Consider the following 19,080-nt stretch of genomic DNA (forward strand, 5'->3'; position numbering starts at 1 on the left):
TGCGAAAAAAGAAGAATCAGAACTTTTCGTTGCCGGCCAGGTAGCGCCATTGCCCCGCGGGCACCTTGCCCAGCGACACGCCGCCCACGCGGATGCGGCGCATGCCCACCACGGTGAGGCCGACGCTGGCGCACAGCTGGGCGATGATGCCCGGCTGCGGGTTCTTCATGGCGATGCGCAGGCGGGTCTCGTTCTGCCAGCTGGCTTTCACGGCCGGCAGCGGCTTGCCCTTGTAGGTGGCGCCGTGGGTGAGGCGGTTGAGGCCGTGCTCGGACATCTGCCCGCTGACCTCCACCACGTATTCCTGCTCGATCTTGGCCGCGTCGGCGGTCAGCTTGCGCAGGATTTTCCAATCCTGGGTGAAGACCTGCAGGCCGCTGGCGTTGGGCTGCAGCTCGGCGCCGCAGGTCAGGCGCAGGAAGTGGCCCTTGAGCGGGCGCTTGCTGAAGCTGTGGTCGGCCGACAGGCTGGCGGCGCCGAGGCTGGCCTGGGCGTCGTCCAGGGACTGGCCGGCTTCCTGGTGCAGCAGCAGGGTCACCGGCTCGGGCTGTTCGGCCTTGGCGTCGGCGCTCAGGGCCACGACCTGGTCGGCCACCTTGAACTGCGGCTCGTCGACGACTTCGCCGTCTACCGTCACCCAGCCCCCTTCGATAAACAGTTCGGCCTCGCGGCGGGAGCACCCGACCAGTTCGATGAGGCGTTTGGAGAGGCGAATGGGATCAGACATGACAAGAGCCGTAACAAGAGAAGGCCGCTAGTGTACTCGCCCCGGCCCGGTTAAGCCCGCGCAGATTGTCGCTGCACCCGGCGCAGGTGCAGCAACGGGTAGGGTTGGCCCATGCCGTCGACCTCGGAGCGGCCCACCACTTCGAAGCCTTGCTTCATGTAGAAACCGAACGCTTGCTCGTTCTGTTCGTTGACGTCCAGCTGGTCGGCGTTGAGGTGGTCGATGGCAAAGTGCAGCAGGCGCTTGCCGATGCCCTGGCCGCGGTGGTCGGGGTGGATGAACAGCATCTCCACCTTGCCCGCTGCCACCCCGGCGAAACCGGTGATGCGCTGGCGTTCGTCGCGGCAGCAGATCAGCATCACCGCGTCCAGGTAGTGCTTGTACACCAGTTCGCCCAGCAGGGTGATGTAGCTGTCCGGCAGGAAGTGATGCGTGGCGCGCACCGAGGCTTCCCAGACCCGGGTCAGCTCGGCGTAGTCGTTGGCCTTGGGGGTATGCACCAGCAGATGTTTGCCCATATCGGTCTCTCCTTGAACCTTTACTGTAGCCGCTGCCGCCAGGCTGCGCTGGGCCTTGAGTGCGCTGGAGATCTTCAGTGTGGCTCAGGGCCAGCGCAGCCTGGCGGCAGCGGCTACAGGTTGCTGGCATTAAATAAAGCATAAAAAAACCTGCCGCTGGGGCAGGTTTTTTCAGGGGAGCAGGGCGCTTAGATGCGCTCGGCCCACAGGTCGTACTCGTCGGCATCCACCACGCGGCACATGACCTTGTCGCCCGGGCTCAGGCCTTCGGCGCCTTCGATGAACACGCTGCCGTCGATTTCCGGCGCGTCGAAGAAGCAGCGGCCCACGGCGCCCTGTTCGTCCACTTCGTCGATCAGCACTTCGATGTCCTTGCCGATCTTCATCTGCAGGCGCGCGGCGCTGATGGCCTGCTGGTGGGCCATGAAGCGGTCCCAGCGGTCCTGCTTGACGTCGTCAGGCACAATCTCGGCGTCCAGGTCGTTGGCCGGGGCGCCTTCGACCGGCGAGTACTGGAAGCAGCCAACGCGGTCCAGTTGCGCTTCGGTCAGCCAGTCCAGCAGGTACTGGAAGTCTTCCTCGGTCTCGCCAGGGAAGCCGACGATGAAGGTGGAGCGGATGATCAGGTCCGGGCACTGCTCGCGCCATTTCTTGATGCGCGCCAGGGTCTTGTCTTCGAAGGCCGGGCGCTTCATCAGCTTCAGCACTTTGGGGCTGGCGTGCTGGAACGGGATGTCCAGGTACGGCAGCAGCTTGCCGGCGGCCATCAGCGGGATCACGTCGTCGACGTTCGGGTACGGGTACACGTAGTGCAGGCGCACCCACACGCCCAGGCTGCTCAGTGCCTCGCACAGCTCCAGCATGCGCGTCTTCACCGGGCGGCCGTTCCAGAAGTCGGTCTTGTACTTCACGTCGACGCCGTAGGCGCTGGTGTCCTGGGAAATCACCAGCAGTTCCTTGACGCCGGCCTTGACCAGGCGCTCGGCCTCGCTCAGCACGTCACCCACCGGGCGGCTGACCAGCTTGCCGCGCATGGACGGGATGATGCAGAAGCTGCAGCTGTGGTTGCAGCCTTCGGAAATCTTCAGGTAGGCGTAGTGGCGCGGGGTCAGCTTGATGCCTTGCGGCGGCACCAGGTCGATCAGCGGGTTGTGGTCCTGGCGCGGTGGCACCACTTCGTGGACCGCGTTCACCACCTGTTCGTACTGCTGAGGGCCGGTGACCGACAGCACGCTGGGGTGCACGTTGCGGATGGCGCCTTCTTCCACGCCCATGCAGCCGGTGACGATGACCTTGCCGTTTTCGGCCAGGGCTTCGCCGATCACTTCCAGGGACTCGGCCTTGGCGCTGTCGATGAAGCCACAGGTGTTGACGACCACGACGTCGGCGTCCTGGTAGGTCGGTACGACTTCATAACCTTCCATGCGCAGCTGGGTCAGGATGCGTTCGGAGTCGACCAGGGCTTTTGGGCAGCCCAGGGAGACGAAGCCAACCTTGGGGGCGGACGGCGCGGGAGTGGTGGACATGACTAACCTCGGTGTTAATTAGAGCTGCCATAGGCAACCCTGACGGGCACTTTACGCGCCTCTGATCAAAAAGTGCGCAATTCTAGCGACGAGAAAGCCACTTGACCAGCTTTATGCAGGGAAATACGACGAGTGCTGCGCTATGCTTCGCCGCGTTGAGTCTCGAAGTATTTTGAAACACCCAAAGTCCAAGGTTGTAGGAGTGGTTGATGGTTCAGGCAAGTAGTCAGGCGCAAGCCGGTCATTCGGCGGCAAAGCCGCTCGCGATGCTGGTGGCCGCCGTCGGGGTAGTCTACGGCGATATCGGTACCAGCCCGTTGTATACCCTCAAGGAGGTGTTCTCCGGTGGCTATGGTATTCCCAGCAACCATGATGGCGTTTTGGGCATTCTGTCGCTGATCTTCTGGTCGTTGATCTGGGTCGTGTCCATCAAGTACATGCTGTTCGTGCTGCGTGCCGACAACCAGGGCGAGGGCGGCATCATGGCCCTGACTGCCCTGGCACGGCGCGCCTCCGCCGGTTACCCACGCTTGAGCGCCATGCTGGTGGTGTGCGGGTTGATCGGCGCGGCGTTGTTCTACGGCGACAGCATGATCACCCCGGCAGTCTCGGTACTGTCGGCGGTGGAGGGCCTGGAACTGGCGTTCGATGGCATCAGCCACTGGGTCGTGCCACTGGCGCTGATCGTGCTGGTGGGGCTGTTCCTGATCCAGCGCCACGGCACCGCGCGCATCGGCAAGCTGTTCGGGCCGGTGATGGTGACCTGGTTCCTGGTGCTGGGCGTGCTCGGCATCTACGGCATCTCCCAGCAGCCCGAGGTACTGGAAGCCATCAACCCCATGTGGGGGGTGCGCTTCTTCATCAGTCATTTCGGTATTTCGGTAGCGGTGCTGGGCGCCGTGGTGCTGGCGCTGACCGGTGCCGAGGCGCTGTACGCCGACATGGGCCACTTCGGCCGCAAGCCGATCGCCCGCGCCTGGTTCATCCTGGTGCTGCCGGCGCTGGTGCTGAACTACTTCGGCCAGGGCGCGCTGATCCTTGCCGACCCCGAGGCGGCGCGCAACCCGTTCTACCTGCTGGCGCCGAACTGGGCGCTGCTGCCGCTGATCGGCCTGTCCACCGTGGCCACGGTCATCGCCTCCCAGGCGGTGATTTCCGGTGCGTTCTCGCTGACCCAGCAGGCTATCCAACTGGGCTACATCCCACGCATGCACATCCAGCACACTTCCAGCGACGAGCAGGGCCAGATCTACATTGGCGCAGTGAACTGGACGCTGATGTGCGGGGTGATCCTGCTGGTGCTGGGCTTCGAGTCGTCCGGTGCGCTGGCTTCGGCCTACGGCGTGGCCGTGACCGGCACCATGCTGATGACCACGCTGCTGGTGTCGGCGGTGATGCTATTGATGTGGAAGTGGCCGCCGTTCTTCGCGGTGCCGGTAATGAGCATCTGCCTGCTGGTGGACGGCATGTTCTTCGCCGCCAACGTGCCGAAAATCGTCCAGGGCGGTGCCTTCCCGGTGCTGGCCGGTAGCGCGCTGTTCATCCTGATGACCACCTGGAAGCGCGGCAAGCAGCTGCTGGTGGACCGCATCGACGAGGGCGCGCTGCCATTGCCGATCTTCATCAGCAGCATTCGCGTGCAACCGCCGCACCGCGTGCAGGGCACCGCAGTGTTCCTCACCGCGCGCTCCGACGCCGTGCCCCATGCGCTGTTGCACAACATGCTGCACAACCAGGTGCTGCACGAGCAGGTAGTGTTGCTGACGGTGGTCAACGAAGATGACCCGCGGGTGCCGGCCAACCGCCGTTTCGAGGTGGAATCCTACGGCGAAGGCTTCTTCCGGGTGATCCTGCATTACGGCTTCATGGACGAGCCAGATGTGCCGGGCGCGCTGAAGCTGTGCCACCTGGAAGACCTGGATTTCAGCCCGATGCGCACCACCTACTTCCTCAGCCGCGAGACGGTGATCCCGTCCAAGCTGGTGGGCATGGCGCGTTGGCGCGAGGGGTTGTTCGCGTTCATGTTGAAGAACGCCAACGGCAACCTGCGTTTCTTCAAGCTGCCGGTGAATCGCGTGATCGAACTGGGAACCCAGGTCGAGATGTAACCAAAACCTTGTAGCAGCGCTGTCTTTGTGGGAGCTGGCTTGCCAGCGAGCTTTTCAGGGCCTCAACAGCTCGCTGGCAAGCCAGCTCCCACAGGTCTGTGGTCAAAAAGGGCGGTTAACCGCCCAGGTACGCCTCGCGTACCTTCGGGTCGGTCAGCAGGGCTTCACCCGTGCCCTGCATCACCACCCGGCCGTTCTCCAGCACGTAGGCACGGTCGGCGATCTTCAGCGCCTGGTTGGCGTTCTGCTCCACCAGGAACACCGTCACGCCATCCTTGCGCAGCTGTTCGATGATGTCGAAGATCTGCTGGATGATGATCGGCGCCAACCCCAGCGACGGCTCGTCGAGCAGCAGCAGCTTGGGCTTGCTCATCAGCGCCCGGCCGATGGCCAGCATCTGCTGCTCGCCGCCCGACATGGTGCCGCCGCGCTGGTTGAAACGCTCCTTGAGCCGCGGGAACAGCTCCAGCACCTTGTCCATCTGTGCCTGGTAGTCGCCCTTGTCGGTGAAGAAACCGCCCATGGCCAGGTTCTCCTCCACGGTCAGGCGGGCGAACACCCGGCGGCCCTCGGGCACCACGGCAATGCTCTTGCGCATGATGTCCGAGGACTCCTGGCCCACCAGTTCCTCGCCCAGGTAGCGGATGCTGCCGGAGTGGGCGCGGGGCGAGCCGCACAGGGTCATCAGCAGGGTCGACTTGCCGGCGCCGTTGGCGCCGATCAGGGTGACGATCTCACCCTGTTTTACCTCGACGTTGACGCTGTGCAGCGCCTGGATCTTGCCGTAGAACGTGGAAACGTTTTCGAACAGCAGCATTTACGCTTCCCCCAGATAGGCTTTGATCACTTCAGGATTGTCGCGGATCTGCTCCGGCGTGCCGTCGGCCAGGGGCGTGCCCTGGTTGATCACCACGATGTGGTCGGAAATGCTCATGACCAGCTTCATGTCGTGCTCGATCAGTAGCACCGTGGCGTTGTGCTCCTGGCGCAGGGTGGCGATCAGCGCCTTGAGGTCGTCGGTCTCGCGCGGGTTGAGGCCGGCGGCCGGCTCGTCGAGCATGAGGATGCGCGGGCGCGTCATCATGCAGCGGGCGATCTCCAGGCGCCGTTGCTGGCCGTAGGCGAGGGTGCCGGCGGGGCGGTTGGCGAATTCCTTGAGGTTGACCTTCTCCAGCCAGAACTCGGCGTACTCCATGGCCTCGCGCTCGCTGCGGCGGAACGCGGGGGTCTTGAACAGGCCCGAGAGGAAGTTGGTGTTCAGGTGCCGGTGCTGGGCGATCAGCAGGTTTTCCACGGCGGTCATGTCCTTGAACAGCCGCACGTTCTGGAACGTCCGCACCACGCCCTTGCGGGCGATCTGGTGGCCGGGCATGCCCTGGATGGGCGCGCCGTCCAGCAGGATGGTGCCGCCGGTGGGCGTGTAGAAGCCGGTCAGGCAGTTGAACACGGTGGTCTTGCCGGCGCCGTTGGGGCCGATCAGGGCAACCACCTGCTTTTCCTTCACGCTCAGGCCCACGCCGTTGACGGCCAGCAGGCCGCCGAAACGCATGCTCAGGCCACTTACTTCAAGAATGTTCTGCGTCATTTTCGCAGCTCCATGTGGGGGCGCTGCATCGGCAACAGTCCTTGGGGACGCCAGATCATCATCAGCACCATCATGGCGCCGAACATCAACATGCGGTAGTCAGCGAACTCGCGCGTCACTTCCGGCAACAGGATCACCACGATCGCCGCCAGGATCACGCCCAGCTGCGAGCCCATGCCGCCCAGTACCACGATGGCCAGGATCATGGCCGACTCGATGAAGGTGAACGACTCGGGGGTCACCAGGCCTTGGCGCGCGGCAAAGAAGCTGCCGGCGAAACCGGCGAAGCAGGCGCCCAGGGTGAAGGCCGAGAGCTTGATGATGGTGGGGTTCAGGCCCAGCGCGCGGCAGGCGATCTCGTCTTCGCGCAGCGCTTCCCAGGCACGGCCGATGGGCATGCGCAGCAGGCGGTTGATGATGAACAGCGCGGCCAGGGCCAGCATCAATGCCACCAGGTACAGGAAGATCACCTTGCCCACCGGGTTGTAGGCGAGGCCGAAGTAGTCGTAGAACGTCTGCGCGCCTTCAGCGGCGGTGCGGTCGAACGACAGGCCGAACAGGGTCGGCTTGGGAATGTTGCTGATGCCGTTGGGGCCGCCGGTGAGGTCGGTCAGGTTGCGCAGGAACAGGCGGATGATTTCACCGAAGCCCAGGGTCACGATGGCCAGGTAGTCGCCGCGCAGGCGCAGCACCGGGAAGCCCAGCAGGAAGCCGAACACGGCCGCCGCCAGGCCCGCCAGCGGCAGGCACACCCAGAAGCTGAAGCCATAGTAGTGCGACAGCATGGCGTAGGTGTAGGCACCCACCGCGTAGAAACCCACGTAGCCCAGGTCCAGCAGGCCGGCAAGGCCCACCACGATGTTCAGGCCCAGGCCCAGCATCACGTAGATCAGCACCAGGGTGGCCAGGTCGACCGCGCCGCGCGAACCGTAGAACGGCCAGATGAAGGCCACCACGATCAGGCCCAGCAGGATCCAGCGCTGGGTCTTGGGCTGGGTCAGGAAGTCGCTGGCACCGGCTGGCATCGACGGCACTTTTGGCGACGCGCGCCAGGCGGCGCTGATCTGCGCGTTGAACAGCACCCGCAGGAACATCAGCACCGAGCAGGCGGCGATGATCAGCAGGGTGGTGGTGCTGGCACCTTCCACGATCAGCTTGATGCCGTCGATGGACAGCTTCAGCCCCAGCACCGGGTAGGCCACGGCCCACACCAGCAGGGCGCTGAAGAACGCCGAGTTAAGAGTCTTGTTCATACTTTTTCAACCTCCGGGCGGCCCAGAATGCCGGTCGGCCGGAACAACAGCACCAGAACCAAAAGGCCGAACGCCACCACGTCCTTGTACTGGTCGCCGAACACGTCGGCGCCAAAGGCTTCGGCCACACCCAATACCAGCCCGCCGAGCATGGCGCCCGGAATGCTGCCGATACCGCCCAGCACGGCCGCGGTGAAGGCCTTCAGGCCCACCAGGAAACCGGCGTTGGGGTTGATCACCCCGTATTGCATGCTCAACAGCACCGCGGCGATGGCCGCCAGGGCCGCGCCGATGACAAAGGTCAGGGCGATGATGTTGTTGGTGTTGATGCCCAGCAGGTTGGCCATCTTCATGTCCTCGGCGCAGGCGCGGCAGGCGCGGCCCAGGCGGGAACGGGAGATGAACAGGGTCAGCCCGAGCATGGCGACCAGGGTCACCACGAACACCACGATCTGCATGTACGAGACCAGCACTTCCTGTGCCCCCCCTGGCCCGAAGCTGATGTTGCCCGGGATCAGGTTGGGTATCGATTTGTCCTTGGAGTCTTGCGAGAGCAGAACCGTGTTCTGCAGGAACAGCGACATGCCGATGGCCGAGATCAGCGGGATCAGACGGTTGCTGCCGCGCAGGGGGCGGTAGGCAATGCGTTCGATGCTGTAGCCATAGGCACTGGTGACGACGATGCTGGCGCAGAACGCCGCGGTCATCAGCAATGGCACGTTGTCCAGGCCCAGCATGGCCAGGCCGGCGATGGCGATGAACGCCACGTACGAGCCGATCATGTAGACCTCGCCGTGGGCGAAGTTGATCATTCCAATGATGCCGTAGACCATCGTGTAGCCGATGGCGATGAGGGCATAGGTGCTGCCAACGGTCATGCCGTTAACCAGCTGCTGGAAGAAGTGATAGATGTCAGGCATTACCGCGCTCCTAAAAACCTGATACGCATTTCACTGGTGGAGTCATTTTCCCGCTCGCGCACAGGGCCGGGCACGGATGCGAAGCTTTATGCCAGCGAACCGCTGGTGACGGTTTTGAGATTTTCAGGTGGGCCGCCTTCCGGATCACGGAACGGCGGCCCGATACCTCGTAAAACAAAGCCCACTGCTCGCGCAGTGGGCTTTGTGGCGTGTCAGGCAGCGTTTACTGAGGGCTGACTTCGGTCTTCGGCTTGCCGAAGTGCCATTGGTAGACCACGAACTTGAAGTCCTTCAGGTCGCCCTTGGCGTCGAAGCTCAGGTCGCCAGTAGGCGTCTTGAAGGTGCCGGCGTGGATGGCCGCGGCCACCTTGGCGGTGTCTTCGCTACCGGCAGCCTTGATGCCGTCGGCGATGACTTCAACCGCCGAGTAGGCCGGGAACACGAACGGGCCGCTCGGGTCCTTCTTGGCTGCCTTGAAGGCATCGGCCAGTTCCTTGTTGGCCGGGTCCTGGTCGAAGGATTTCGGCAGGGTCACGTACAGGCCTTCGGAAGCGTCCTGGGCGATTTGCGAGATGGAGTCGTTGCCCACGCCTTCAGGGCCCATGAACTTGGCGTTCAGGCCTTTTTCCTTGGCTTGGCGCAGGATCAGGCCCAGCTCGGGGTGGTAGCCGCCGTAGTAGACGAAGTCGACGTTGGCTTGCTTGAGCTTGGCAATCAGCGACGAGAAGTCCTTGTCGCCGGCGTTGATGCCTTCGAACACCGGCACCTTGATGCCGTCCTTCTCCAGGGTGGCCTTCACGGCGGTGGCGATGCCTTCGCCGTATTGCTGCTTGTCGTGGATGACGGCAACCAGCTTGGGCTTCACGAACTTGGCAATGTAGTTGCCGGCCGCAGGGCCCTGGGCGCTGTCCAGGCCGATGGTACGGAAGACCATCTTGTAGCCGCGCGCGGTGATTTCCGGGCTGGTGGCCGCCGGGGTGATCATGATCACGCCTTCGTCTTCGTAGATGTCCGAAGCAGGCTGGGTAGAGCTGGAGCACAGGTGGCCGACGACGAACTTGACGCCATCGTTGACCACTTTGTTGGCCACTGCCACGGCTTGTTTCGGGTCGCAGGCGTCATCGTATTCGACGGCCTCGAGCTTCTTGCCATCGACGCCGCCCTTGGCGTTGATCTGCTCGATGGCCATCTTGGCGCCCATGAACTGCATGTCGCCGTATTGGGTAACCGGGCCGGTTTTAGGACCGGCGATGCCGATCTTGATGGTGTCGGCAGCGAACGAATGGCTGGCAACCCCCGCCAGGACCATGGCGGCGAACAGCTTGGAAATCTGCTTAGTCATAATGCTCCACTCTAACTGTTGTATTTTTTATAGTCTTGCGGCGAAAGCTGCAGGACCGGGTCATGTCGAGACGGGTGTCGTGTGTTTCCACGACTGCCCGAGCGAACGGCAGACACCCCGATCAGCCCCCGGTAACTGTACCGGTACAGTGTAGAGCGCCGCTTGTTCCATTGAAAAGCTGGCGCCTGGGGGCAAATGGCCAGGGTGTCGCTTTATCGACAGGAAGTTACAGAATTACGGCGGCGCAACCGGTGCAGCAGGTCGTCATCCTTGGCTTTTCCGAACTTGCCAATCAATCACTTATTTGAAACCGGGTTTTTCCAAGGCAATCCGGGCGTTATCATTGCGCCAGATTTTATTTTTGGTGAAACCCATGACTGAACAACCTAGCACCCTCTATGCCAAGCTGCTCGGCGAGACCGCCGTTATCGGATGGCAGGAGCTGCAACCGTTTTTTGCCCGCGGTGCCCTGTTGTGGGTCGAGCCTGCGCTGGATTTGGTCGCTGCCGCCGAGGCCGTGGCCACGGATGATGGCGCGAAAGTGGCGCAGTGGATGAGCGAAGGTTTGCTCGACAAGGTGTCTGAATCGCAGGCGCTGGACTGTGTTGAACGAAATCCAACCTTGTGGGCGGTGGTGGTGTCGCCCTGGGTGCTGATCCAGGAAAGGGCAGCGCAGTAATTCCTGCACCACAACGGTGCCCCGTAGCAGCTGCCGCAGGCTGCGTCCGATCACCCATTGGCGGTGTGGCCGGACGCCGCCTGCGGCAGCTGCTACGGGGCAGTCGGGTTTACCTGGCCGGGCGGGCCAGGGGTTGGGTGGCGGGCGCCTCGGCGAACAGGTCGCGCACCACGCGTTCGTCGTTGGCGCGGGTGGGCACCGGGTAGCTGTTGCTGTTGCCAGAGTACTGGTTGAGCTGGTCCAGGATCGGCCGCAGCTCCGACAGTGGCACCGGCCGGCTCAGCAGGTAGCCCTGCACGTAGTCGCAGCCGTAGCGGCTGAGGAATTCGTACTGCTGCACGGTTTCCACGCCTTCGGTCACCACCTGCAGGTGCAGGGTGTGGGCCATGACGATAATGGCCTGGACAATCTCCATGTCGGCGGCCGAACGGGGGATGTCCTGGATGAACGAGCGGTCGATCTTCAGGGTGTCCAGCGGCAGGCGCTTGAGGTAGGCCAGCGACGAATAGCCGGTGCCGAAGTCATCAATGGACAGCGACACGCCCAGCGCGCGGATCTGCGACAGCAGGCTGATGGTGGTGGTGATGTTGCCCATCAGCGCGTTCTCGGTCACCTCCAGCTCCAGGCGCTGGGGCGCCACGCCCGCTTCGGCCAGGGCCTCGCGTATCTCGCCCACCAGCTCTTCGCGGGCCAGGTTCAGGGCCGAGCAGTTCACCGTGATCTTCAGTTGCTCGCAGCCGTTGTGGCCCAGGTGCGCCAGGTCGCGGCAGGCTCGTTGCAGCACCCAGTTGTCCAGTTCGGCGATCAGGCCGTTGGTCTCGGCAATGGCGATGAAGCGGTCGGGGCTGAGCAAGCCGTGCTGCGGGTGGCGCCAGCGGATCAGCGCCTCCAGCTTGGACACCTGGCCGCTGTGCAGGTCGAAGATGGGCTGGTAGAACAGCTCCAGCTCGTCACCCGAGCGCAGGGCATTGCGCAGTTCTTCCTCCAGTTGCAGCTCAAGCGTTGCCTTGGTGCGCAGGTTGGCGCTGAAAAAATGCAACGCGTTGCGGCCCGCACCCTTGGACTGGTACAGCGCCAGGTCGGCGTGCTTGAGCAGCTCTTCGCAGGTGTCGCCATCATCGGGGAACACGCTGATGCCGATGCTGGTGGTCATCACCATGCGCCGGCCGGCCAGGTCGATGGGTTCCTTCATCTTCAGCATGATGCGCTGGGCCATGTGCCGGGCTTCGTCGCGGTTGTTCATGGCAATCAGGATGCAGAACTCGTCGCCGCCAAACCGCGCCACCACGTCGGCGTGGCTGCGGGTGGCGGCCTTGATATGGCCGGCGATGACCTTGAGCAGCTCGTCGCCGGCGTCGTGGCCCAGGCTGTCGTTGATGCGTTTGAAGTGGTCGATGTCGAGGAACATCACCGCCAGCATGCCGCCGTTGAGCTTCTGCTCGATCAGTTTTTCGCCGAACAGCTGGTTGAAGCCGCGGCGGTTGATGAGGTTGGTCAGTGCATCGTAGTGGGCTACCTGTTGCAGCGACACCCGCGCCTGGTCCAGCTGGCTGAGCAGGGCGTTGACCCGGCGCAGGTCGTGCTCCTTGCTCTGCAGCTTCTTGTCGGCCAGCGCCGCGCTGAGGCTGCTGGCAATGATCAGCAGGGTGATGAACGCCACGGTCAGCCCCAGTTCCAGGCTGTTGTCGACCATGGGCGCATGCAGCGCGCTGCCCTGGGGCACGGCCATCACCAGCGACCACATGCCCAGGAAGTGCGTGGCGACGATGCCGGCGCCCATCAGCAGGCTGGCGCTGTACTTGAGCAACTGGTGGAAGGTGCCGCTGCCGTTGCGGAAGTGCCGCGCCAGCATCAGCGCGGCGAAGCTGGCGCCTATGGCCACGAGGATGGACAGCACGAACAGCTTGGGCTCGAAATACTGGGTGGCATTGGAGCGCATGGCAACCATGCCCACGTAGTGCATGCCGGCGATGCTCAGGCCGATGCCGATGGACGACTTGATGTAGTCGGGCAGGGTGATGACTTCGCGGCTCAGGGTGCTCATGGCCAACAAGCCGGCCACCAGGGCGATCAGCAGCGAGACCACGGTGATCGGCAGGTCGAAGTGCATCTCGATGGGCGTTTCGAAGGCCAGCATGCTGATGAAGTGCATGGCCCAGATGCCGCCGGCCAGGCACAGCGCACCAATCCAGCGCCACTGGTGGCGGGCGCCGGGGCGCTCGACGTGGCTGATGCGCTCGGCCATGTCGAGGGTGGCGAAACTGCCGGCGCAGGCCACGACATAGGCCAGCAGTACCAGGAACGGGTTATGGCTGCAGTTGAGCAGGATCTGCCCTGATTCGGGCAAGTCGCCGATGAAATGTAAGCCGAGCCAATCCATAGCATGCCTCTGGACAAACGCCCCCACACCACCCAGAGGTGGCTATTCAGGAACAGTATAGAAGGTGGCCCTTGCCTGCTGGCAAAGTGCTTCCAATCATTTCGTAATCAATACAATAGCCATCCGCGATAACCAGCGCCCCGTCTGTCAATGCCTCACCATCACGCTAGCTGATGCAACGGACATGCGCGAATTCACCTTCTAGATTTCATCAGGCCCAATAACAAGAATAGCGAGCCCACTCATGCCGACATCCGCCCAGGCGCCCCACGCGTGGCGCATCCTGTTCCTGCTGTTCCTGGCCAACCTGTTCAACTTCTTCGACCGCACCATCCCGGCCATCATCATCGAGCCGCTGCGCATGGAGTGGCACCTCAGTGACTTCGAACTGGGCATCGCCGGCACCGCCTTCACCCTGGTGTACGCCGTGGCCGGCATCCCCCTGGGGCGCATGGCTGACACTGGCTCGCGTCGCAAGATGATGGGCTGGGGCCTGGCGGTGTGGAGCGCGCTGACCGCGGTGAACGGTTTCGTCGGTGGCTTCTGGACCTTCCTGCTGGTGCGCATGGGCATCGGCATCGGCGAGGCCAGCTACGCGCCGGCGGCCAACTCGCTGATCGGCGACCTGTTCCCGCCTCAGCGCCGCGGCCGGGCCATGGGCATCTTCATGCTCGGCCTGCCCTTGGGCCTGCTGCTGGCGTTCTTCACCATTGGCGCCATGGTCGAGTTCTTCGGCAACTGGCGCGCGCCGTTCTTCGTGGCGGCGGTGCCGGGGCTGCTGCTGGCGCTGTTCATGTTCACCATCCGCGAACCGGCGCGCGGCGCCGCCGAGGCCGAGCCGGTGTCCCAGCAGCCGCTGGACAAGCCCCTGCGCCGGCTGCTGGCCATCCCCACCTTCTGCTGGCTGGTGCTGGCGGGCCTGGCGTTCAACTTCGCCACCTACGCCTGCAACAGCTTCATGGTGCCGCTGCTGCAACGCTACTTCCACCTGCCGCTGCACCAGGCCGCGGTGTCCACCGGCGTCATCGTCGGCGTCACTGGCCTGGTAGGCCTGACCCTGGGCGGCTGGGTGGCCGACAAAGTCCAGCAACGCCTGGCCAACGGCCGCCTGGTGCTGGCCGCCAGCTGCATGGTAGTCGCCGCCAGCGCCACTGCCTGGGCGTTGATGGCCGGGCGCATCGACATCGGCCTGTTCGTCACCGTGTTCGGCCTGGGCTGGTTCTTCAGCTACGCCTTCTATACCTGCGCCTACACCGCCATCCTGGAAGTGGTGCACCCACGCATGCGCGCCACCGCCATGGCGCTGTTCTTTGCTGGCCTGTACCTGCTGGGCGGCTCCATGGGACCCGTGGTGGCCGGGCTGCTCAGCGACCGCTTCGCCCACCAGGCCATGGCTGCGGCCGGGGCCAGTGAAATGAGCGAAGTGTTCAAGGCCGAAGGGCTGCATGACGCCATGCTGTCGATACCGGTGGCGTTGGTGATGACGTTGGTGTTCCTGGGGTTGGCGGCCAGGAGCTTCAAGCAGGATGCGCAGCGGATGCGGGAGGGGATGGTGGTGGTTCGGGCGGAGGGTGGGGTGGTGGTGGGTGCGTAGCGGCGGAGATTGCTAACTGGATGAAGCGCTGCTTTTCCTGCCGCTTATTGTTTTTGTGGTTGCGATCAGCGTGGTCGCTCCTGCGAGGGGGAAAATCGAAACGGCGAGTAGCGAGATGCTGCTGGAGTGCGATTCGGCCATGAAACCATAGGTCATGAACCCAGCTGAAATGAATAGCATGTCAACAAACGCTGCCGCCGATAAGGTTGTTGTTCTGAGATGGTCCGCTTTGATGGTCGAGTTTATGGTGTGGCTGGTGAGTATGGTTGCCCAGAGAGTCAAGGTGTTGGCAATGAGGAAAGCGGTGATTGCCACGTATGGGGAATACACCGGGTTCGCTGCAATGACAACTGACGTCAGTAGCATGAGGGTCGGTATGCTGTGTTTCGACGTGGCTGGCAGGAAGCGTGTCAGGCACAGGACCGTGATTGCGCTGAGTATCTCCGCGATGCCTACAGCGGCGCTGGCCACGCCTTTGCTCAAGCCTGCCTCATGGAATGAAGAACTGGCGTAGAGAAAATAGGGTGTCATTGCGGCATGTATCATCGCAAAGGGAATCGCGATGGGCGCGATGGCGACCAACTCCTTGATGAAGATGGTGAGCTTTATGGAGTGTGTGCTTGCCGTCAAGGCTGACGCTTCCTGACGAGCAAGCGGGAATATCACGATCACGCTGAGTCCGGTCACGAAGACGGAAGTCACGTAGATTGCGGTCCATCCCCCCAGGCTTAGGATCGGGGCTGCGGTGATCATCGCCAGTCCCAATGAAAGGCTGCCTGCGAACTGGAGGGTTGCGTAGTGGCTCGAGTACCGGTGCAAGACATCGAGCGTGGTGAGATGTTGGTGCAGTGCGCTGCTTAAAGACCCGGAGATTAAAGAGAAAGACAGCGCGTGAGTGATGAAGAAGACTGTCGTCAGTGGCAGGCAGGCTACAAAAATAAATTGTCCGGACAAGCTCGTTGTCGCTAATAACCCTCCTGTTGCAAGCGCGGCTACCCGCCCAAATTTGTCGGCTAAATAGCCGCTGGGTAACTCAAATAAAAACAGTGAAACTGAAAAGGCTGTTTGGAGTAGCCCGATTTCAATAAGCGTATATCCATTTTCCTTCAGGAAGAATACGAAAAGCCCGCGTTCTACTGAGAATGAAACAAGGAAATAAAATAACGTAAGGCGTTGGGTGGTGATGTCGACCGGAAATGTTTGAGTGGACCGCATGGTGGCTCCTGGTGTCGGGTTGCTTTTGTTTTTTGGTCGCTGGAGTTGGCGCCGTGCCGCGTAGGCTGAATCTTGGTCGGCATTCGTGTGGATGGCAATTCAAGGAGTTGTAACGGGATGTTGGGTTTGCCCCCACGCCGCATTGGTGAAATAGCAAGCTTTGTGCTGTGGTTTTCTGAGAGTGCATGCTGAGTGAAATTATTTCCGGGTATTGCTGGGCTTGTGGCTGTGTCGCGTCTTTCTGGAAAAGATTTTTCAAGGTGTTGCAGTTGTAATGGGTGGGAGGCGCGATAGTGGGTTTACGGGCCAAGATCGTCTTCGCTTGGCGGTGGCAGTTGCGTTTTACAACTTGTTGATGGGGTTGTGGTTTATTCTGCTAGCAGCGCTATGGTTGTGCTCTCGGTTTATTTGGCTTGCTAATGGCTAGCAACTAAGCATGGGCGAGGCGGATCTTTTCAAAGCTGGCCGAGACCCGAAATCAGATTTTGCCCTTGACGACTTCCTTGGTGTAATCAAACCTATAGGCACGGCATCGCGGTAGTGACATGATGTTGAAGCATCAAGCTGATAAGGGCGAGGTTCGAAAATAACTTCTACAGTGAGCGGGGTGGGTGCGGAAGAGTATGTCAAAGGTAATTGAGTTGTCTGCTGTAAGTAAAGTGTACCGAGTGCACAAGACTGACCACGCCTCACGCAATTTGTTTCGATACTTTCGTAGAGAGCAGATTAGCATTTCAGCCGTCAAGGATGTTTCCTTTTCCATTGATGAGGGGGAGGTGGTTGGGTTTCTGGGTAGTAACGGCGCAGGAAAGACCACCACGCTGAAAATGCTCTCGGGAATAATAAGGCCCAGTGCCGGGAGCTTGTGCGTGCTCGGGCAAGAGCCGTTCAAGAGGCAGCGCGACTTTCTCAAGTCGATTGCGTTGGTCATGGGGCAGAAGCAACAACTGGCCTGGGACTTGCCGGCGCTTGAGTCATTCCATCTTCAAGCCGCGCTTTACGATATCCCCCCTACGGAGCGCCGTCAGCGCATCAAAGAATTATGTGAATTACTATCGGCCGATGACATCATTCATCGTCCGGTGAGGAAGCTATCACTGGGTGAGAGGATGAAATGCGAGTTGATACTTTCGTTGTTGCACCGTCCAAATATCCTGTTTCTCGATGAGCCCACAATTGGTCTTGATCTTGCGATGCAGGCGGCTATTCGCAAATTCCTATTTGATTACAATAAAGAAACGGGGGCGACCATCATATTGACGTCACACTACATGGCAGATATAGAAGCCTTGGCTGACCGGGTAATCGTCTTGAATGAAGGGGGAATCGTATTTGACGGTGATCGCCAAGCACTGGTGAAAGCCCAAGTGTCCGAGCGACAGGTTTCCCTCCGGTTCTCACTGCCTGTGTGTCGAGAGTCACTTCTGGCTTACGGTACGCTTATTAGTCTGACACCTGATGGCGCGGAAATTTTGGTGCCTGACGGCCAAGTAACCGATGCTGTCGCTTGGCTGCTTGCGAACCTGCCTGTAACGGATATTTCGATCCAGCGGCCTTCGCTTGACCAGGCATTCCCTCGATTGCTGCTGGCGAAGGAACCTGTTTGCTAATGACCAAATTTTCAATGCTCGCCGTCGCTGGTCAGCTACTCCGAATCAGCGTGCAGATGACGATCATCTACAGGGCTCAGCTAGTTGTGTGGTTGCTCAGTGGCGTCGCGCCTTTATTCATGATGATGATCTGGTGGGAGATTTCACGAGATAAAGTAATCAATGGCTATACGGCGAAGGACTTTGCAGGATATTTCTTGGGGGTCTATTTGGTCCGACAGCTCACGGCGGCCTGGGTTATCTTCGTTCTTAACGATGAAATACGCAAAGGCACACTCTCGGGGAGGCTGCTTAAGCCAATTCCACCTTTCTGGTTTCATGTCGCCGAGCCAGTGGGGAAGATGCTAGTGCGTGCGCCGATAGTAGTCACTGTGTTCTGTATTGGTGGGTTGATTTTTTCAATCGATCTGCAAGTGGTGATTAAGCAGCTGCCACTGTTTCTGGTGGCGCTTGTGTTGGCATGGGTTATAGTTTTTCATATTTATTACTGTGTTGGTTTGCTCGCATTCTGGACGGCCAACTCTGTCGCATTTGACGCTGCTGTCTGGTCGTTGTACACCGTTCTTGGTAGCACGCTCATTCCTATTGATCTGTTGCCTGAGGCGACTCGCTCGATCGTTTTGTTGTTGCCGTTCGCGGCAGCGCTAGACTTTCCCGTCAAGGTTCTGCTCGGGAAGGCGTCAGGGGTAGAGTATTTGCAGGGTTTCTCTGTTCAGCTTTTCTGGGTTTTCACGCTCGTTGCCCTCCGCCGTAAACTCTGGACGCAAGGGTTGAAACGGTTTTCGGGGGCGGGTATATGACCTTGAGGAATCTGAAAATTCTGGCAGCGCTGGTCAGGCATTCGGCTATTGAGGAAATGGAGTTCAGGACGAACGCCGTCGCCAATATGATCACTACATTGGTTGGGTTGATCTTGGCGCTTTATTTTCTAGATGCCATGTTCGCTGAAGTGGGCAGCCTTGGAGGGTGGAATATTTACCAAGTGCTTGCTTTGTTTGGCGTGGCCCTGACTCTCGAGGGGCTGCTTGAAATGTGGCTGTTTCCAAGCCTGCATGCGTTGTCAGAAAAAGTTCGTACCGGAGACCTGGATTGCCTTTTGCTCCGCCCGGTTGACTGTCAGTTTTCGGTGTCATTCTCAAAGGTTAATATCTGGGAGCTCCCGCGAGCGATCATTGGTGTTGCCGTCGTCGTCTATTCGATGCACGCCCAAGGCACGTTAGGGGGCAGCAACCTACTGGTTTTTGCTGGCCTGCTGATGGGAGGCGTTGCAATTTTTTATTCGTTATTCCTTATCACCTGCACGCTGTCCATATGGTTCGTAAAGATCGGAGATATCTGGATTGTCAGTTACACCATCATGGAGGTCGGCCGTTTTCCAGTTTCGGCTTTTCCACAGTCCGTTCGGGTACTGCTGACGTTTTTTGTTCCTATATACTTTATTTCGAACGTACCTGTAGACGGCGCTATGGGAATGGCAAGTCAAGCATCTGTGGTAGGTGCAACTCTGGCTTGCCTGATCTCACTCTGCATTTCAAGAATGTTCTGGGTCTTTGCTTTGCGTTCGTACGAAAGCGCTAGTAGTTGATGTGCGATGGGGGGGGCAAGCGTGGCCGCGCGAAACAA

At 60.8% G+C, this 19,080-nt stretch carries 16 protein-coding genes; 6 read left to right on the forward strand and 10 right to left on the reverse strand.

All coding sequences use genetic code 11. The features are described 5' to 3' along the window. Positions 1-16 precede the first annotated feature (16 nt). The 3 genes from ACWKWX_RS14450 to rimO form a co-directional block, all read right to left on the reverse strand. A complete protein-coding gene (locus ACWKWX_RS14450) occupies positions 17-727 on the reverse strand; it encodes an rRNA pseudouridine synthase (protein WP_416422887.1) in 711 nt (236 codons plus the stop codon). A gap of 50 nt (positions 728-777) precedes the next feature. Beyond that, a complete protein-coding gene (locus tag ACWKWX_RS14455) occupies positions 778-1,245 on the reverse strand; it encodes a GNAT family N-acetyltransferase (RefSeq protein ID WP_416422888.1) in 468 nt (155 codons plus the stop codon). Positions 1,246-1,433: 188 nt separating this feature from the next. Next, positions 1,434-2,771 carry a 30S ribosomal protein S12 methylthiotransferase RimO gene (gene rimO / locus ACWKWX_RS14460; protein ID WP_416422889.1) on the reverse strand — a complete coding sequence of 446 codons (1,338 nt, stop codon included), beginning with the start codon at positions 2,769-2,771 and terminating at the stop codon, positions 1,434-1,436. Between the two features lie 266 nt (positions 2,772-3,037). On the opposite strand from rimO, the gene ACWKWX_RS14465 reads away from it, so the two are divergent. Next, positions 3,038-4,879 carry a potassium transporter Kup gene (locus ACWKWX_RS14465; protein ID WP_416427549.1) on the forward strand — a complete coding sequence of 614 codons (1,842 nt, stop codon included), beginning with the start codon at positions 3,038-3,040 and terminating at the stop codon, positions 4,877-4,879. A gap of 115 nt (positions 4,880-4,994) precedes the next feature. Here ACWKWX_RS14465 and ACWKWX_RS14470 read toward each other — a convergent pair whose 3' ends face one another. The 5 genes from ACWKWX_RS14470 to ACWKWX_RS14490 form a co-directional block, all read right to left on the reverse strand. Then, a complete protein-coding gene (locus ACWKWX_RS14470) occupies positions 4,995-5,696 on the reverse strand; it encodes an ABC transporter ATP-binding protein (protein ID WP_416422890.1) in 702 nt (233 codons plus the stop codon). Beyond that, the gene (gene livG / locus ACWKWX_RS14475) at positions 5,697-6,464 is read right to left on the reverse strand and encodes a high-affinity branched-chain amino acid ABC transporter ATP-binding protein LivG (RefSeq protein ID WP_416422891.1); all 768 of its coding nucleotides are present in this window, start codon (positions 6,462-6,464) and stop codon (positions 5,697-5,699) included. Continuing rightward, entirely contained in the window at positions 6,461-7,717 is a 1,257-nt protein-coding gene (locus ACWKWX_RS14480) for a high-affinity branched-chain amino acid ABC transporter permease LivM (RefSeq protein ID WP_416422892.1), read from the reverse strand. The genes livG and ACWKWX_RS14480 overlap by 4 nt, the downstream gene beginning before the upstream one ends. Continuing rightward, entirely contained in the window at positions 7,714-8,637 is a 924-nt protein-coding gene (gene livH, locus ACWKWX_RS14485) for a high-affinity branched-chain amino acid ABC transporter permease LivH (RefSeq protein ID WP_416422893.1), read from the reverse strand. The genes ACWKWX_RS14480 and livH overlap by 4 nt, the downstream gene beginning before the upstream one ends. A 223-nt stretch (positions 8,638-8,860) precedes the next feature. Then, on the reverse strand, positions 8,861-9,979 hold the full coding sequence (locus ACWKWX_RS14490) for a branched-chain amino acid ABC transporter substrate-binding protein (RefSeq protein WP_416422894.1): 1,119 nt from the start codon (positions 9,977-9,979) through the stop codon (positions 8,861-8,863). A gap of 373 nt (positions 9,980-10,352) precedes the next feature. On the opposite strand from ACWKWX_RS14490, the gene ACWKWX_RS14495 reads away from it, so the two are divergent. Then, complete coding sequence (locus tag ACWKWX_RS14495) at positions 10,353-10,658, forward strand: DUF2288 domain-containing protein (protein ID WP_416422895.1); 306 nt, start codon at positions 10,353-10,355, stop codon at positions 10,656-10,658. Between the two features lie 109 nt (positions 10,659-10,767). Here ACWKWX_RS14495 and ACWKWX_RS14500 read toward each other — a convergent pair whose 3' ends face one another. Then, positions 10,768-13,038: a putative bifunctional diguanylate cyclase/phosphodiesterase gene (locus tag ACWKWX_RS14500; protein WP_483828149.1), complete on the reverse strand. Its 2,271-nt coding sequence runs from the start codon at positions 13,036-13,038 to the stop codon at positions 10,768-10,770. A 244-nt stretch (positions 13,039-13,282) separates the two neighbouring features. Between ACWKWX_RS14500 and ACWKWX_RS14505 the strand changes: the two genes are divergently transcribed. Further along, the gene (locus ACWKWX_RS14505; protein WP_483828150.1) at positions 13,283-14,632 is read left to right on the forward strand and encodes a spinster family MFS transporter; all 1,350 of its coding nucleotides are present in this window, start codon (positions 13,283-13,285) and stop codon (positions 14,630-14,632) included. A gap of 12 nt (positions 14,633-14,644) precedes the next feature. Here ACWKWX_RS14505 and ACWKWX_RS14510 read toward each other — a convergent pair whose 3' ends face one another. Continuing rightward, complete coding sequence (locus tag ACWKWX_RS14510; RefSeq protein WP_483828151.1) at positions 14,645-15,847, reverse strand: MFS transporter; 1,203 nt, start codon at positions 15,845-15,847, stop codon at positions 14,645-14,647. A gap of 668 nt (positions 15,848-16,515) precedes the next feature. On the opposite strand from ACWKWX_RS14510, the gene ACWKWX_RS14515 reads away from it, so the two are divergent. From ACWKWX_RS14515 to ACWKWX_RS14525, 3 genes are read left to right on the forward strand one after another with little or no spacing between them, the layout of a single operon-like run. After that, positions 16,516-17,457: an ABC transporter ATP-binding protein gene (locus ACWKWX_RS14515; RefSeq protein ID WP_483828152.1), complete on the forward strand. Its 942-nt coding sequence runs from the start codon at positions 16,516-16,518 to the stop codon at positions 17,455-17,457. Beyond that, positions 17,457-18,257, forward strand: coding sequence for an ABC transporter permease (locus ACWKWX_RS14520; RefSeq protein WP_416422900.1), 801 nt, complete (start codon positions 17,457-17,459; stop codon positions 18,255-18,257). The genes ACWKWX_RS14515 and ACWKWX_RS14520 overlap by 1 nt, the downstream gene beginning before the upstream one ends. Beyond that, entirely contained in the window at positions 18,254-19,042 is a 789-nt protein-coding gene (locus ACWKWX_RS14525; protein ID WP_416422901.1) for an ABC transporter permease, read from the forward strand. The genes ACWKWX_RS14520 and ACWKWX_RS14525 overlap by 4 nt, the downstream gene beginning before the upstream one ends. Positions 19,043-19,080: the final 38 nt, after the last annotated feature.

The organism is Pseudomonas imperatae (genome assembly GCF_057128625.1).